This window comes from Mesorhizobium sp. M6A.T.Cr.TU.017.01.1.1 (assembly GCF_004023115.1).
Taxonomy (GTDB): Bacteria; Pseudomonadota; Alphaproteobacteria; order Rhizobiales; family Rhizobiaceae; genus Mesorhizobium; species Mesorhizobium mediterraneum.
Map to the genome: position 1 here is coordinate 26,332 of NZ_RZTA01000037.1, position 15,566 is coordinate 41,897.

Sequence of the window (15,566 nt, forward strand, 5' to 3'; positions counted from 1 at the left end):
TCGGCCGCTTCCCTACTCCGCTGCTTCGCGGTGAACTTCGATCCCGGCAAGGTACTTCTCCGCCTCAAGCGCGGCCATGCAGCCGAGCCCCGCCGCCGTCACCGCCTGGCGGTAGATGTCGTCGGTCACGTCGCCGGCGGCGAACACGCCCGGCATGTCGGTGCAGGTCGAATCCGGCGCCGTCCACAGATAGCCGTTCGGCTTCTGCTTCAGCTTGCCGGCGAACAGCTCGACCGCCGGCGCATGGCCGATCGCCACGAACACGCCGTCGACCGTCAGATGCATCTCCTGGCCGGTCACCACATTGCGCAGCTTCAGCCCTTCCACCGACGGCGGCAGCGGCATCTTGCCGGACTGGCCGGTGATCTCGTCGACAACGGTGTCCCAGATGATGCGGACATTGTCCTTCTTGAACAGCCGCTCGCTCAGGATGCGCTCGGCCCGGAAGTCGCTGCGCCGGTGGATGACCGTCACGCTCTTTGCCAGGTTGGAAAGGTAGAGCGCCTCCTCCACCGCCGAATTGCCGCCGCCGATCACCGCGACATCCTTGCCGCGATAGAAGAAGCCGTCGCAGGTGGCGCAGGCCGACACGCCGAAGCCCATGAAGGTCTGTTCGCTCGGGATGCCCAGCCATTTCGCCTGCGCGCCGGTGGCAATGATCAGTGCGTCGGCGGTATAGGTGGTGCCGGAATCGCCCTTGGCGCGGAACGGCCGCACATTGAGGTCGACCTCGGTGATGATGTCGTTGATGACGTCGGTGCCGACATGCTCGGCCTGTTTCAACATTTGTTCCATCAGCCACGGACCCTGGATCGGATCGCCAAAGCCCGGGTAGTTTTCGACATCGGTGGTGATCATCAACTGACCGCCCTGCTGCAGACCGGCGACCAGCATCGGCTTCAGCATGGCACGGGCGGCGTAGATTGCCGCCGTATAGCCGGCGGGACCGGAGCCGATGATGAGAACGGGTGCATGCTTGGTGGTCATAGCAGGGCTTTCACAACAACCGGACGCGAATGAAGCGTCCGGCACAGGGATCGATATCGGCCCTAATCTAGGTGTTGCAGGCGACGCCAGCAAGACGACCTGGCCTTCGTCCCCGGAAAGCTTCGGCACAAACAGACGATCCATGAACATCTTGCGCAGTGACTGTCCGAAAATCACCGGCTGAAGGGATGGAATGGACACCAAAGTCGTTTAATTACAAAATCACGAAAGATTCTTGCGTGAAGCGCCGAAGGTATCCATGCCGCTCAAAGCCGATCTCGACGCCATCGACTGGAAGATCCTGCGCGAGCTTCAGCACGACGGCCGCATGACCAATGTCGAGCTGTCCGGCCGCGTCGGCATTTCGGCGCCGCCATGCCTGCGCCGTGTCAGGCGGCTGGAAGAGACCGGGATCATCCGCGGCTACCGCGCCTTGCTCAATGCGCCGGCGCTCGGCCTAGACGTCGTCGCCTTCTGCCTCATCGGCCTGCATCACCAGGCCGACGCCGAGCTCAAAACCTTCGCCGAACGCACCCGCGGTTGGCCGATCGTGCGCAACGCCTGGATGGTGTCGGGCGAATCCGACTTCCTGCTGCATTGCGTGGCGAGCGACCTCGGCGCCTTCCAGACATTCGTCATCGAGGAGCTGGCCTCGGCGCCGAATGTCGACACGGTGCGGACGGCCCTGACCATCCGCCGCGTCAAGGACGAGGGCTTGGTGGCTTTCAGCGAAGTGAGAACTTAATCCCGGCCGAGTTCGGCGATGGCGTCGCAGAGTTTGCTGTGATCGTTACCGGTCGTCAGTTTGCGCGTCGTGAACGTACTATCGCCAGCGACTCGATTGAATTTGCCGCGCACCAACCAGCCCTCGCAAAGCCCGGCTCGCCGTCCGGCTTCCATGTCATCGGCCTTGTCGCCGACGATGATTGATCGGCTGATATCCACGCCCAGCAGATCGCGGGCACGCAGAAGCATGCCCGGATTTGGCTTGCGCATCGGATGGTCACCTGCTGCCAGTTCACCCGTCCCGCTCGAATGGTAGGCGCAGGCGAGCACCAGATCGATCCGGCAACCCTGTGCTTCGAGAAGCGCCAGCAGCCGAGCATTGACTGCGGCGAAATCCGGCCAGCCGAAATAACCGCGAGCTATGCCCGACTGGTTGGAGACCACGATCGCAGGAAGGCCAACGAGGTTGGCCGTTCGGATCACCGGCAGCATCTCCGGCCGCAGCACGATGTCAGCTGGATCGCTGGGATAGCCGGTATCGACATTGACGGTGCCGTCACGATCGAGGAACAGCGCCGGCGTGCCGGCTGGAAAGACCGAGGTACCGATCCGCTCGACCCACAGGCCCGGCTCTTCGAGCGGGTATGGATTCGACCTCACGACAGGGCCGATGTCAGCCATCGCAGAGGCGCGCTTCGACCATTTCGCACAGATGATGATAGAGGCATAGATGCCCCTGCTGGATGATCGGCGTCGAGGTCGAGGGCACGTTGAGCAGGATGTCGGAGAGCGGCTTGAGCTTGCCGCCGGTGTCGCCGGTCAGGCTGATCACCGTCATGTCCATCATGCGCGCCTGTTCGGCGGCGGCGAGGATGCTGGCCGAGTTGCCGCTGGTCGAGATGGCGAGCAGCACAGCACCCGCCGCGCCATGCGCCTCGACCTGGCGTGAAAACACCGTGTCGAAGCCGTAATCATTGCCCCAGGCGGTCAGCACCGCCGCATTGGCCGGCAGCGCGATCACGTTGTAGGCCTTGCGCTCCTTCAGGAAGCGGCCGACCAGTTCGCCGGCGATGTGGATTGCGTCGCTCGCCGAGCCGCCATTGCCGCAGATCAGCAGCGCCTTCCCTTGCGAAAGTGCGGCGACGACAGCGGTAACCGCCCGCTCCATCTCGCTGCTGAGGTCGCGCTCGACCATCGCGGTGATCGCGGCCGCCGAGCGGACCAGGTAATCGTTCAGTTCGGACATGAAACCCTCAGTTTGTATTGCCGGCGCGCAACTTGCCGATGGTGCCGGTGGTGCTCTTGCCGGCGACGAGATCGACCAGCACAACGCGGCCGCCCGCCTTCTGCACCACTTCGGCGCCGACCACCTGATCGATCGTATAATCGGCGCCTTTGACCAGTATGTCGGGCTTCAGCGCCTCGATCAGGCCGAGCGGCGTGTCTTCCTCGAAGACGACGACGGCATCGACCGAGGCAAGCGCCGCCAGCACGCAGGCGCGGTCATGCTCGTCGTTGACCGGGCGCCCCGGCCCTTTCAGCCGGCGCACCGAGGCATCGCTGTTGAGGCCGAGAACCAGCCGGTCGCACTGGCTGCGCGCCGCATGCAATAGGCTGACATGGCCGGCGTGAAGGATATCGAAACAGCCATTGGTGAAGCCGACGCTCAGGCCTTCGTCCTTCCACGTCGCCACCAGCCGGGCGGCGGCGGCGGCATCAAGGATTGCATCCTTGTGGGCAATCGGTCCGTGCGAGCGAAACAACGCGCCGGTGAGTTCCTCGACCGTCAGCCGCGCGGTACCGCGCTTTCCCACCACCACGCCACCCGCCGCATTGGCGATGGCGGCGGCCATGATGCGGTCGGCGCCCGCGGCAAGAGCCAACGCAAACGTCGCAATGACAGTGTCGCCGGCGCCGGAAACGTCGAACACTTCCCGCGCCTGCGTGGCGATGTGCCGGGCATCGTCCGCGCCGACGACGCTCATGCCCTTTTCGCTGCGCGTCGCGACGACGAAATCGAAGCCATGTGCAGAGATCAGCTCGCGCGCCGCGGCCACGATCTCGTCATCGGCAAACACCGCGCGTCCGACCGCTTCGCCAAGTTCTTTGCGATTGGGGGTGATCGCCGTCGCCCCGGCATAGCACGCATAGTCACGGCCCTTGGGATCGACCAGCACCGGCTTTCCCGCTTCGCGGCAGATCGAGATCAGCTCGCCGGCGACGCCGTCTAGCAACATGCCCTTGCCGTAGTCGGATAGGATGACGATGTCGGCTTGCGCGAGCGCGGTGCGGAAATGTCGGACCAGCGTCGCCCGCTCCGCGTCGCCCAGCGGCTTGATTTCCTCTTCGTCGAAGCGCAGCACCTGCTGGTTGAGCGCGCTGAACCGGCTTTTCGACGACGTCATGCGGCTCGCGTCCTGCGCCAGGCCGCCGGTGTCGACACCAAGCTCGGCGAGCATTCGCATGAGATTGTTCCCGGCATGATCGTTGCCGATCACTGAGACCGGTATCGCCGCAGCGCCGAGCGAGACGATGTTGGAGACGACATTGCCGGCGCCGCCCATCGCCGACGTTTCGCCACGCCCGCGCAGCACCGGAATAGGCGCTTCAGGTGAAATCCGCTCGATGACGCCGTTGACGAAACGGTCGAGGATGAAGTCGCCGACCACCAGCACGGTGACGCTGCTGAACCGCGAGATGGCACGGTGAAGGGGTTCGGGAGAAGGCAGGTATTGCTCGCTCATGTCATCCGCGACGTGCAATGGGAACCGGTCCCGGTGCTGCGAAAGCACTGGACTGGCAGGGCTGGTCGTTCATGGCGAAGCCGATATACCGCAATTCGGCCCAACGCAACGGCGGGCGCCGAGCGGATCAGAGTCAACGCCGGTTGGCGGATCAGCTTTTCTGCAAAGCCACATGAACGCCCAATCCGACGAGCACCGCACCGCCCGCACGCCGCATGAGGCGCTGCGCGTGGCTCGAGCGCCGCAGCCTGGTGATCAGCGCGCCTGCCAATACCACGCACATGACATCCGCCGAGGAGAACATCAAATTGACGATCGTCCCGAGGACGAGGAATTGAAGCCAGACGGGAAATGTCGCCGACGCGTCGATGAATTGCGGCAGGAACGCCATGAAGAAGATCGCCGTCTTGGGATTGAGCACCTCGACGGTGATGCTCTCGAAAAAGGCGCGGCTGGCCGATTTCGGCACAATGCCCGGGATGACGGCATCGTCTTGCGCCCTGGCGCGGAACAGCGAGACACCCAGCCAGATCAGATAGAGCGCGCCGGCCAGCTTGACCGCCACGTAGAGCGTCGGCACCGCGTGGAAAAGCACGGACAGCCCGGCAGCAGCGGCGATGACATGCGCATAGCCGCCAAGATGAATGCCCAGCGCCGCCGTCAGGCCGGACCAGCGGCCGCGCGCCATGGTTTGCGCAGCAGCGTAAAGCATCGCCGGACCGGGAATGTAGGCAAAGATCGCCGTGGTGGCGAAGAAGGCGATAAGCAGTTCGGTCGACGGCATTGCCTTGCTCCTGTCGCGCTTCGCCGGTGAGTCGCCGACTGAAGCGATTGCTTTGCGGCGGCACTGTGACGCTCACCCAGCCGCCGGATTGCGACCTGCTTTATCGACAGCCTCGCCAGCCTCCCCTATAAGGGCCGGAATCGGCACAAGATACCAGAGGCTTTCATGATCATCGTCACGGGCGGCGCCGGCATGATCGGCTCCAACATCGTTGCCGCTCTCAACGCCGAAGGGATTAGCGACATCCTCGTCGTCGACGACCTGACCGACGGCCACAAGATCGCCAATCTCGCCGATCTGCAGATCGCCGATTATCTCGACAAGGACGATTTCCTGCCGCGGATGGAGGCGGGGGACCTTGGCCGCATCGAGGCCGTCTTCCACCAGGGCGCCTGCTCGACCACCACCGAGTGGAACGGCAGGTTCATGATGGAGGTCAACTACGCCTATTCGAAGCGGCTGCTGCATGCCTGCCTCGCGCTGCGGGTGCCCTTCCTCTACGCCTCCTCCGCGTCGGTCTACGGCGGTGGCGCCGAGTTTCGCGAGGAGCCGGAATGCGAACGCCCGCTCAATGTCTATGCCTATTCAAAGAAGCTGTTCGACGACTATGTCCGCCGCACCGTCTTCGATACCGATCATTCGCCGGTGGCGGGCCTGCGCTATTTCAACGTCTACGGACCGCGCGAGGCGCATAAGGGCGCCATGGCCTCGGTCGCCTTCCACTTGTTCAATCAGGTCGAGCAAGGCCAGAACCCGAAGCTGTTCGGCGCCTATGAAGGTTTCGGACCCGGCGAGCAGAGCCGCGATTTCATCCATGTCGGCGATGTCGCCGACGTCAATCTGTGGCTGTGGAAACGCGGCTTAAGCGGCATCTTCAACTGCGGCACCGGCCTTGCCCAGCCGTTCCGCGCCATTGCCGAAACGGTGATCGGCGCGCTGGGCAAAGGCGAGATCGAGTTCATCGACTTCCCCGACCACCTCAAGGGCAGCTACCAGAGCTTTACGCAAGCTGATATGTCCCGGTTGCGCGCCGCCGGCTACAATGGTCAGTTTCGCACAGTGGAAACCGGCGTCAGAGACTATGTCGAATGGCTGAAAGCCCAACGATCCTCGTGATCGGCCCACGCTGGGTGGGCGACATGGTGATGGCGCAGTGCCTGTTCTCGGCGCTGAGGGAGCTTCACCCGAACGCCGCGATCGACGTGCTGGCGCCGGCATGGGCGGCGCCACTGGTCAAGCGCATGCCCGAAATACGCCAGCAGGTCGAACTGCCGCTGAAATCCGGCGCACTGGAATTCCGCACCCGAAGGCGCTTCGGCCGCCTGCTGCGCGGCCATTACGACATGGCCTATATCATGCCTGGAAGCTGGAAGTCGGCGCTGGTCCCGTTCTTTGCCCGCATTCCGCGCCGCATCGGCCATCTCAAGGAAATGCGCTACGGGCTGCTGACCGATATCGTTCCCTTGCCCGACCAGGTGAAACGGCGCACGGCGCAGGCCTATTTCGGCCTCGCCCAAGGGGGCACGTTCCGGGCCCCGAGGCTCGCCATCGACACAGAAAACCAGGCGGCACTGCTGGGCCGTTTCGGGCTGGAGGCGAACAAATTCGTGGCACTTATGCCCGGCGCCGAGTTCGGGCCCGCCAAACGCTGGCCGAGCGAACGCTATGCCGGTCTTGCCGGCGACATGATGGCGAAAGGTTTTAGGGTCGCACTGTTCGGATCGAAGAACGACGCCGAGGTGACGGCGGAAATCGCTACGCTTGCACCAGGGGTTGTCGACCTCGCCGGCCAGACGCGGCTGGAGGACGCCATCGACCTGATCGCCGCGGCCAGGCTTGCGGTATCGAACGACAGCGGGCTGATGCATGTCGCCGCCGCGGTCGGCACGCCGATCGTTGCCGTCTATGGCTCGACCTCGCCTGAGAATACGCCGCCGCTCGCCGAGCAGCGCGAACTGGTCTGGCTCGGCCTGTCCTGTTCGCCCTGCCACCAGAAAATCTGCCCGCTCGGCCATCTCAATTGCCTGAAGACGCTCGAGGTGTCACAGGTCGCGGCAGCAGCGGAACGGCTGCTGGAAATGCCGGCCGCCGCATGAGGGTGCTCATCGTCAAGACATCCTCGATGGGTGACGTCATCCACACGTTTCCGGCCGTCGAGGATGCTCGCCGCTACCGGCCGGACGTATCGTTCGACTGGTGCGTGGAAGAAGCCTTTGCCGGCATCGTGGCGCTGCATCCAGCCATCGCAACCATCCACACCGTGGCGATCCGGCGCTGGCGCACAGGCCCACTCGGCCGCGGCACATGGCGCGAGGCGGCAAGATTGCGTCGCGCCTTGCGCGATTGCCGCTACGATCTCGTCATCGATGCGCAAGGATTGCTGAAATCGGCCCTGGTGGCGAAACTGGCCGCGGCGCCGATCGCCGGCTTCGACCGCTCGAGCGCCCGCGAGCCTTCGGCGACTTTGTTCTACGACCGCCGCTATGCCGTGCCGCGCGATCTGCACGCCATCGAACGCACAAGGCGCCTGTTCGGGCTGGCGCTCGGCTATGAACCGGATTTTTCCAGGCTTGAGTCCGGCATCGTGCCGCCAGCCGGCGGTTCGACCTTTGTCGGCGAAAACCCCACCTTGCTGCTGCACGGCACCAGCCGCGAGGACAAGAAATGGCCGGTAGGCGACTGGATCGAGACTGCCGGGCTTCTCGTGGAGAGAGGAATGACGCCGGTCACCACCTGGTCTAACGACAGAGAAAAGGCGGTTGCCGAAGCGATTGCCGCGGCCGTTCGGCAGACCGTGCTGGTGCCGAAATTACCGCTTGCCGAGATCGCCGCGATCATCGGCCGCTCGGTGCTGATCATCGGCGCCGACACCGGCCTCACTCACCTCGCCAGTGCCTTCGGCCTGCCCACCGTCGCCGTGTTTCTGGCGACAGAACCCGGCCTGACCGGCCCGCGCGGGCCGTTCTCGTCAACGCTGCTGGCTGCGCCTGGCGGTCACGTCGCGCCTGCGGAGGTGGTGGCGGAGGCCGAGAGGCTGCTGGCGCTCAAATCGCAGGCCGCGACATAGGACCTTTTCAGAATTCGCTCTGGCGAGTCGCTAGTCGGCCGCCAGAGTAGAATTATCAACAGGCCCTAGATGAACTGCACCTGGACGATCTCGTAGCCCCGCGCACCGCCTGGCGCGTTGACCTCGATCGCATCGCCGACTTCCTTGCCGATCAGCGCCCGCGCGATCGGCGAGGAGATCGAGATGCGGCCGGACTTCACGTCGGCTTCCTGGTCGCCGACGATCTGGTAGGTCTTCTTCTCTTCCGTATCCTCGTCGACCAACACCACGGTCGCGCCGAACTTGACCTTTTCGCCGCTGAGCTTGGTGACGTCGATCACTTCGGCACGCGCGATGAAGTCCTCAAGCTCGTTGACGCGGCCTTCATTGAGGCTCTGCGCCTCTTTCGCCGCGTGGTATTCGGCGTTTTCGGAAAGATCGCCATGCGAGCGCGCTTCGGAGATCGCTTCGATGATGCGCGGCCGTTCTTCCTGCTGCCGCCAGCGCAGTTCTTCCTTCAATGACGCGAACCCCTCGCCTGTCATCGGGACCTTGTTCATGATGCCTGACCTTTCCTGCCGCCGCCCCCGCATTCCGGGAGCGACCTTGTCGATGGGTACAAAAAGAAAACGGTCCGGCAGCCTCGGGCTAACGGAACCGTCTCACCGCAATTTCCCCCAATATAGCAATCTTCGCGGGTTTTTCACGCCAAAAAAATCGGTTTTTAAAAATTCACCCGCCCATTTGTGGAAATGCCGTCACGGCAGCGCGGCCGGCAGGGCGAGCGGTAACAAAAAACCGGCTGCGATTGCTCGCAGCCGGTATGAGAGCGTTTTGAAGTCGAATCAGCTCTTCATGAAATGGTCTATCTGCTCAGACAGCATGCCGTATTCACGAGATCCCTTGCCGGTGCGCTTCTCGATCTCGCGGAGCTGTTTCTGGGCGCCGGCGAGATCGCCGATCTGCAGATGCGCCTCGCCGAGATATTCACGCACCAGCGTGTAATCAGGATCGATGCGCAGCGCTTCCTCGTAGTAGCCGAGGCCGACGGTGACGCGCCCGGAATGGCGATGCGAGTAGCCGAGATAGTTGAGGATGCGTGGGTCCTGCTTGTTGGCGGCCAGGCTGAGCACGGCGATAGCCTCATCATAACGTCCGGCCATCGCCAGCGCGTGGCCGGCTTCATAGATGTTGTCGTCGTCCAGCATGCCCTGCTTGGGTGCAACGCACTTCTTCAGCTTCTTGTCCCAGACCGTGCCTTTCTTGCACTGGGTGGTGGTCTGGTCGCTCCCGCCCCCACCTTCACCGGCCGAAAACACCGGAACAGCAAACAGCGGCAAGGCGGCAACCGCCAGAACCTGAATCAGCAATCGTCTGCGCATCGAAGCCTCCTTGAAGCATGACAATGCAGGACTAACGCCGGGCAAAAGCCGTTTCATCCCGGAAAAACTCGTGGCCTGCTGAAACGTTTTGGAAACGGTCCGTGCCGGCCGCAAAAATTGAAGAGCCGAACATGACGTGACGAGCGCTGCAAATTCGCTATCATCCAACATACGGCAAACGGCAAACGGAGTATACGGAGAATGCCAGTGCGGCGGCCTCTTGAAAAGGAATGGGAGCTTTCGATCGGTCCCGACACGGTGCGCCTGTTCATCCTCAAGGCGAAGGCGCTGAGCGCCGCCGTCAACGAAGACTATGCCGATGGCGCCGAGCACGAGGTAGAGCTCGACGGCCAGGCGCACGACAACCACCACCATGACGGTCTCGTCGAGGAAAGCTCCGAAAACCTCACCGAAGAAGAACTGCGCGAGCTGATCAACGACCTCAACGTCGATGAGGCGGCCGAACTCGTAGCACTCGCCTGGGTTGGCCGCGGCGACTACGACGCCTCGGAATGGACGGACGCGTTGACGGCCGCACGCGAGCGCGCCAATAAGCGCACGGCGAAATATCTGCTCGGCATGCCGCTGCTGGCCGACTGGCTGGAGGAAGGGCTGGAAGCGATCGGTGCGTAACGCCGCGGTTACCGTTCGTGATCGGCCAAACCCTCATTCAGGGCAACTTCCGCATTCGCCCGCCGTTAAGATCGAATGGCGGCGCTCACCCTTCCCGGATTGCTCAGATTGGCGCTGCCTTTGGCGGCGGCGATACTGTTCGCAGGAGCGGCGCTGGCCCAAGCTCCGGAATTGCCTGAAACCGTGCCCGTCCCGGAGTTCAATCGATCGCAATCGGCGCAAGAGGCCGCACCTGCCGACGTGCCGGTTCCCGAGCCGCGCCCTGATGTGCCAAAGCCTCCCGCGACCGACACGCTGAACCAGCAGGACCAGCCTAAGGAAACCCGGCCGGAGCCACCGGCAATCGCTCCAGCGCCAAGCCAAAAGCCCGCCGAGGCGGAACCGCCGGCCACCGCCCCGAAACCGCCGGAGAAGCCGGCGCAAGCGCAGGGGAAAGAAATCCCTCCCGACCCGCGCTCGGCCTCTGTGCCGCAGGAAAAAATGCCGGAGGAGGAACTTGCCTGCCGCAGGCGGCTGAAGTCGATGGGCGTCGACTTCGAGGAACGCAAGGCCGAGCACGATGCGGCGGTCGGCTGCTCGATCCCCTATCCGATCGCGCTGAAGACGTTGGGCAGATCCGTTGCTATCGGCCCCGAAACCGAGCTGAATTGCCAGATGGCCGAGGCCGCCGCGCGCTTCGCCATCGATATCATCCAGCCGGCGGCCAAGGCCGAGCTCGGCGCCAATCTCAAGTCGCTTAGCCAGGCATCCGCCTTTGTCTGCCGGCCGCGCCATGGCGGAGGGAAACTGTCGGAACATGCTTTCGGCAACGCGCTCGACATCGCCAGCTTCACGCTTTCGAACGGCAGAAAGATCGACGTCGGCCCGGTGCCGCCGGAAAAGGACGCGAAATTCCTGAACGCGGTGCGCAAGGCAGCCTGCGGACCGTTCAAGACCGTGCTTGGCCCGGGCAGCGATGCGGATCATTCGCTGCATCTCCATCTCGATCTCGCCCCGCGTCGCAACGGCGGCACCTTCTGCCAGTGACATGATCCCGGACCGACATGCGCGCCGCAATTTGGCCGCAGCCGTAAACGCGGCCGCTGATTTTTCCTTTACTCTTGGCGGTTAAGCTCTGTCTCATCTGATCATGATCCCGAAAAGTGGGATCCGGTTTTCGGAGAAAGATCATGATCAAACAATTAGACAGAGCCTGATCGGGATCAGGTTCGGGGACAGGGATCTTGTCGATGGCCGGGATATTTCGCGCCGCGTTTGTCGCCGTGCGGCAAACCAGACGCGCGCGCATGGTTGCCGGTGCGCTTGCCATCGCAGCGATCTCGGCCTGCACCACAGGCAGCGTGCTTTCGCTGGAACCGGCCGTCGATGTCGGCAGCCAGACATCAGCCGTTCCGAACTACGCGGGCATGCAGAGCCTCGTTCCCTCCAACCCGTACATGACCGCCGCCTATCCGCGCATGGACGAGCCGATGGCGCCGACCGAACAGATGCCAGCCAGCGAAATCGACTGCCGCAAGGAGTTGAAACGTCTGGGCGTCGTCTACACCGACCTTGCGCCGATCCACGAAGGCCAGTGCGGCATCGACTATCCGGTCAAGATCTCGGCCATCGGCAGCATCGGGATGAAGCCGGCCGCGACGCTGACCTGCGACATGGCCGCCACCTTCGCCGGCTGGACCAGGAATGAACTGGTTCCGTCCGCCCGCTGGCGTTATTTCTCCGGCGTCAGGACCATTCGCCAGGGCTCGAGCTATTCCTGCCGCAGGATCGCCGGCGAAGGCACGCTGTCGGAGCACGGCAAGGGCAACGCCCTCGACATCATGAGCATCGAACTCAGCAATGGCAACGACATCGACGTGCGCAAGCCCGGGCTGTTCGCCTTCCGCACGCGCGGCTTCCTCAACACTGTGCGTGCCGACGGCTGTCAGTATTTCACCACGGTGCTTGGTCCCGGCTACAATTACGACCACCGCAACCATTTTCATTTCGACATCAAAAACCGCAAGAACGGCTACCGCGCCTGCCGCTAGAGCATCGGACCCAAAAGTGGATACCGGTTTGGGATAACCCGATGCTCCAAACAACATGACACCGAGCGCATGCCCACTGCCCAAGGTCTGCGCCGCCGCGTAGAATGACGCCACATAAAGTGACGCCATATCACCGGGGTGGTACCTCGTGAGCCGACGAAGCCTTCGACGACGCGCAACGACCTGGCTGGTGGCGTTCTGTGCCGGCTATCTCGTGCTCGCCTATTTCGCCGCGCCGGAATTCTGGACCCTGCGGGACCGCAACTTCCGCACACAGCGCTTCGAGATGGTGACGCACACGCCGCAAGGCATTGCGGGCGATCCGATCAATGTCGGCCTCGTCGGTACCAAAAAAGAGCTGGTCCATGCCTTCGCGGTCGCCGGATGGGACACGGCCGACGCCATCACGCTGAAGACCGCGATCGAGATCGGCGAAAGCGTGCTGTTCGATCGGCCCTATCCCGACGCGCCGGTCAGCCGGTTGTTATTCGAAGGCCGTGCACAGGATCTGGCCTTCGAGAAGCCGGTCGGCGACAGTGCCGACCGCCGTCATCACGTCCGCTTCTGGCAGACCGACGCGACCGGAGACGATGGCCGGCCGCTCTGGCTGGGTTCGGCAAGCTTCGATCGCGGCGTTGGGCTCAGCCACGACACCGGCGCGATCACTCACCATATCGGTCCCGACATCGACGCCGAGCGCGATTTCCTGATCCGCGACCTGTCTGCCGCAGGCATGCTGATCTCGACCAGCGAGATACCAGGCATCGGTGCGACAAAGGCTGGGCGCAATGGCGGTGGCGACCCTTACTTCACCGACGGCAAGGCGGTGGTGGGCGTGCTCAGGCAGCTGCCGTAGGCGCGTCGCTGGCGATCCTTGGCCGGCCCGATCACGTCAGCGCGGTGCGGCTTCCGCTTTCGGCTGCTCTCTCGATCGCGGCGATGATGCGATGCACTGCGACCGCATCCTCGAAGCTCGGCGCCGAGCGGGTACCCTCGCGCAGATCCTGGCCATCCTGGCATAAACGCGGGCGACGTTCCCCGGCTCCACATCCTCCGGCCAGCCGGAACGGTATGAGGCGGGGACCTCCAGCGGCCGGAACACCTTCTCCCCGTTCCGCGCGCCTTTGAGGGAAAGCTGCACCATCTGCGTGTGGCCGGAAGGACCCGATATCAGGATATCGCCTTCCGTGCCGTTGATCTCCCAGACCAGGCCGTCGTCATATCGAGCTGCCCCGCCTCGATAATGGATGGACAGGGGCGCGCCACTGGCGAGGACCCCGCTGACCAGCACCTGGTCAGGGGCGGACACGGGCAGCGTTTCCCCGGTATCGACGGCGAGCGCCGTGGGCCGCCGCGTGGCCAGCACCGCGGATACCTCCGCGACTTCGCCGAGCACATCCCTGAGCGCCGCCAGCGTGTGCCCCACCGGGATCGTCAGCATGGTGGCGCCGTTGGCGCGATCCAGCAGATAGGCGTAGATCTTCTTTTCGGAGATGGAGCCTCCCCAGCCGCCGCCCCGCGCTACCAGGGTGGTCGACAGCACCTCGCCGACGAACCCGTCGGCGATCAGATGTCGCAGATACTCAATTTCGGGAGCAACGCGCGCTTGGGTTCCGACCACGCCCAGGACGCCCTTGGCCCGGGCAAGCGCGGCGAGTTCCTCAGCCTCGGCCAACCCGTTGCCAAGCGGCCATTCGCAGTAGACGTGTTTGCCCGCGCCGATCGCCGCTTTCACGATCTCCAGGTGAGGAGGCACCTTCACCGTAACAGTGACGATGTCGATCTCCGGCGCCGCGATCAACTCGGCAACGCTGGCGAAGGCCCGCGGCAGTCCGGTCGCGCCGGCCGCCTTCTCGGCGCTGGCCAAGTTGGTGTTGGCGACGCCGACGATCTCGAAGCTCTCCGATAGTGCATTGAGCGCAGGAATATGGGCCCGTGCCGCCCAACTCCTGCCCGGTTGCAATCCGACAATACCGACCCTGAAGCGTTGTCCTGGCATGGTGTTCTCCTTCACGCAGCTTTGGCTTTGCCGTTAGGATCGCGAGACCGGCCGTTCCGGAATCCTGCCCGGACAGGCTTCGACCTGGACAGTCCGAATTCGCCCGTCTGCCAGGATCTGTTGATGCCGGACCTGCTGATATCGAGGCTCATCTCGTTCCGTGCTCCGCGTTTGGTGACTACGCCGGACATCTATGCGGTTTCGCTATGGAATAAAACTCTCCGGTAGTGCATATTTGGAAACAGATTGACGAGAAAAAATATACAAACGGAGAGCGGCGTTGGAACCAGCCGGCCTGCAAGGCATTCTCGCATTCGTTCAGGTGGTCGAGGCCGGCAGCTTCACCGATGCCGGCAGACGGCTGCATGTGACGAAATCGGCGGTCGGAAAATCGATCGCGCAATTGGAACAGCGACTGGGCGTTCGCCTGCTCAACCGCACGACCCGCAGCCTGAGCCCGACCAGTGAAGGCTTGGGCTATTATGAAGCCTGCGTCAGGGCACTGTCCGAAATCGAAGCCGCCCAGTCATTGCTTGCCGCACGCCGGCTGGTGCCTTCCGGCCGGCTTCGCGTCGACGTGCCCCTGGCCTTCGGCCGCAGATGCGTGGCACCCGTGCTCTTCGAGATATCCAAGCGGTTTTCGGATCTGACGATCGAAATCTCGTTCAACGACCGGCGCGTCGACCTGATCGAGGAAGGCATCGATCTGGCGGTCCGCATGGGCGACCTGGATGACAGCCTGTCGCTCGCCGCGCGCCGCATCTACGCCCAGCGCTCGGCCATCTGCGCGGCGCCCTCCTATCTCGAAAAACACGGCAGGCCGCGATCGGTTGATGATCTCGCAAACCACGGCGTCATCGGCTACGGCCGCGACGGCGTTGTCCGGCCCTGGACCGTAAAGCATGCCGACGGCCATGTTGGAAAATTCGTGCCAAGGGCGCGGCTTGTCCTCGGTCACGGCGAACCGATGCTGGATGCAGCCCTTGCCGGCTGCGGCATCGTCTTTCTGCCGACCTGGCTGGCGGCCGACAGCCTCAAGAGCGGCGAACTCGAGACGGTCCTGTCGGACTGTCTCGTCGAAGACATCGTGGTGCATGCCGTCTGGCCGGTGACACGCAGCCTGACGCCAAAGGTCCGTGTCGTCGTCGACGCCCTGATCGAGCATTTTTCGTCGCCGACATGGGACGCCGCATGAGATGGTTGCCCCCGCCGCCATGAAAAATGACGTCCATCTA

At 63.6% G+C, this 15,566-nt stretch carries 17 protein-coding genes; 9 read left to right on the top strand and 8 right to left on the bottom strand.

Annotated features, from left to right (window positions below; all coding sequences use genetic code 11):
* Positions 1 to 12: 12 nt before the first annotated feature.
* Positions 13 to 987 carry a thioredoxin-disulfide reductase gene (gene trxB / locus EOB36_RS14395; RefSeq protein WP_095488898.1) on the bottom strand — a complete coding sequence of 325 codons (975 nt, stop codon included), beginning with the start codon at positions 985 to 987 and terminating at the stop codon, positions 13 to 15.
* Positions 988 to 1,246: 259 nt separating this feature from the next.
* On the opposite strand from trxB, the gene EOB36_RS14400 reads away from it, so the two are divergent.
* Entirely contained in the window at positions 1,247 to 1,732 is a 486-nt protein-coding gene (locus tag EOB36_RS14400) for an Lrp/AsnC family transcriptional regulator (RefSeq protein WP_126105317.1), read from the top strand.
* Here EOB36_RS14400 and EOB36_RS14405 read toward each other — a convergent pair.
* From EOB36_RS14405 to EOB36_RS14420, 4 genes are all read right to left on the bottom strand, one after another.
* The gene (locus tag EOB36_RS14405; protein WP_095488896.1) at positions 1,729 to 2,394 is read right to left on the bottom strand and encodes an HAD family hydrolase; all 666 of its coding nucleotides are present in this window, start codon (positions 2,392 to 2,394) and stop codon (positions 1,729 to 1,731) included. The two genes, EOB36_RS14400 and EOB36_RS14405, sit on opposite strands and share 4 nt — an antisense overlap.
* Positions 2,387 to 2,959: an SIS domain-containing protein gene (locus EOB36_RS14410; RefSeq protein WP_095488895.1), complete on the bottom strand. Its 573-nt coding sequence runs from the start codon at positions 2,957 to 2,959 to the stop codon at positions 2,387 to 2,389. Before EOB36_RS14410 ends, EOB36_RS14405 begins: the two co-directional genes overlap by 8 nt.
* A 7-nt stretch (positions 2,960 to 2,966) precedes the next feature.
* Positions 2,967 to 4,457: a D-glycero-beta-D-manno-heptose-7-phosphate kinase gene (gene rfaE1 / locus EOB36_RS14415; RefSeq protein ID WP_095489221.1), complete on the bottom strand. Its 1,491-nt coding sequence runs from the start codon at positions 4,455 to 4,457 to the stop codon at positions 2,967 to 2,969.
* Positions 4,458 to 4,608: 151 nt separating this feature from the next.
* Positions 4,609 to 5,241, bottom strand: a complete 633-nt coding sequence (locus tag EOB36_RS14420; protein WP_095488894.1) for a LysE family translocator — start codon at positions 5,239 to 5,241, stop codon at positions 4,609 to 4,611.
* A 165-nt stretch (positions 5,242 to 5,406) separates the two neighbouring features.
* On the opposite strand from EOB36_RS14420, the gene rfaD reads away from it, so the two are divergent.
* From rfaD to waaC, 3 genes are read left to right on the top strand one after another with little or no spacing between them, the layout of a single operon-like run.
* Positions 5,407 to 6,357: an ADP-glyceromanno-heptose 6-epimerase gene (gene rfaD, locus EOB36_RS14425; protein ID WP_126105316.1), complete on the top strand. Its 951-nt coding sequence runs from the start codon at positions 5,407 to 5,409 to the stop codon at positions 6,355 to 6,357.
* Positions 6,330 to 7,337 carry a lipopolysaccharide heptosyltransferase II gene (gene waaF, locus EOB36_RS14430; protein WP_095488892.1) on the top strand — a complete coding sequence of 336 codons (1,008 nt, stop codon included), beginning with the start codon at positions 6,330 to 6,332 and terminating at the stop codon, positions 7,335 to 7,337. Before rfaD ends, waaF begins: the two co-directional genes overlap by 28 nt.
* A complete protein-coding gene (gene waaC / locus EOB36_RS14435; protein WP_095488891.1) occupies positions 7,334 to 8,308 on the top strand; it encodes a lipopolysaccharide heptosyltransferase I in 975 nt (324 codons plus the stop codon). Before waaF ends, waaC begins: the two co-directional genes overlap by 4 nt.
* A gap of 65 nt (positions 8,309 to 8,373) precedes the next feature.
* On the opposite strand, the gene greA is transcribed toward waaC, so the two are convergent.
* Together greA and EOB36_RS14445 are read right to left on the bottom strand one after the other, a co-directional pair.
* Complete coding sequence (gene greA / locus EOB36_RS14440) at positions 8,374 to 8,847, bottom strand: transcription elongation factor GreA (protein WP_065012064.1); 474 nt, start codon at positions 8,845 to 8,847, stop codon at positions 8,374 to 8,376.
* Between the two features lie 285 nt (positions 8,848 to 9,132).
* Positions 9,133 to 9,669, bottom strand: a complete 537-nt coding sequence (locus EOB36_RS14445; protein WP_095489220.1) for a tetratricopeptide repeat protein — start codon at positions 9,667 to 9,669, stop codon at positions 9,133 to 9,135.
* A gap of 207 nt (positions 9,670 to 9,876) precedes the next feature.
* Between EOB36_RS14445 and EOB36_RS14450 the strand changes: the two genes are divergently transcribed.
* From EOB36_RS14450 to EOB36_RS14465, 4 genes are all read left to right on the top strand, one after another.
* On the top strand, positions 9,877 to 10,302 hold the full coding sequence (locus tag EOB36_RS14450; protein ID WP_095488890.1) for a DUF3775 domain-containing protein: 426 nt from the start codon (positions 9,877 to 9,879) through the stop codon (positions 10,300 to 10,302).
* Positions 10,303 to 10,377: 75 nt separating this feature from the next.
* Entirely contained in the window at positions 10,378 to 11,328 is a 951-nt protein-coding gene (locus EOB36_RS14455) for an extensin family protein (protein WP_127206369.1), read from the top strand.
* A gap of 203 nt (positions 11,329 to 11,531) precedes the next feature.
* Entirely contained in the window at positions 11,532 to 12,332 is an 801-nt protein-coding gene (locus tag EOB36_RS14460) for an extensin family protein (RefSeq protein WP_095488888.1), read from the top strand.
* Between the two features lie 148 nt (positions 12,333 to 12,480).
* Positions 12,481 to 13,188, top strand: a complete 708-nt coding sequence (locus EOB36_RS14465; protein WP_095488887.1) for an LssY C-terminal domain-containing protein — start codon at positions 12,481 to 12,483, stop codon at positions 13,186 to 13,188.
* Positions 13,189 to 13,224: 36 nt separating this feature from the next.
* Here the strand turns inward: EOB36_RS14465 and EOB36_RS14470 are convergent, their stop codons facing one another.
* Positions 13,225 to 14,331 (bottom strand): Gfo/Idh/MocA family oxidoreductase, encoded by a 1,107-nt coding sequence (locus EOB36_RS14470; RefSeq protein WP_245467797.1) that lies wholly within the window; start codon positions 14,329 to 14,331, stop codon positions 13,225 to 13,227.
* A 280-nt stretch (positions 14,332 to 14,611) separates the two neighbouring features.
* On the opposite strand from EOB36_RS14470, the gene EOB36_RS14475 reads away from it, so the two are divergent.
* Positions 14,612 to 15,526: a LysR family transcriptional regulator gene (locus EOB36_RS14475; RefSeq protein WP_095488886.1), complete on the top strand. Its 915-nt coding sequence runs from the start codon at positions 14,612 to 14,614 to the stop codon at positions 15,524 to 15,526.
* Positions 15,527 to 15,566: the final 40 nt, after the last annotated feature.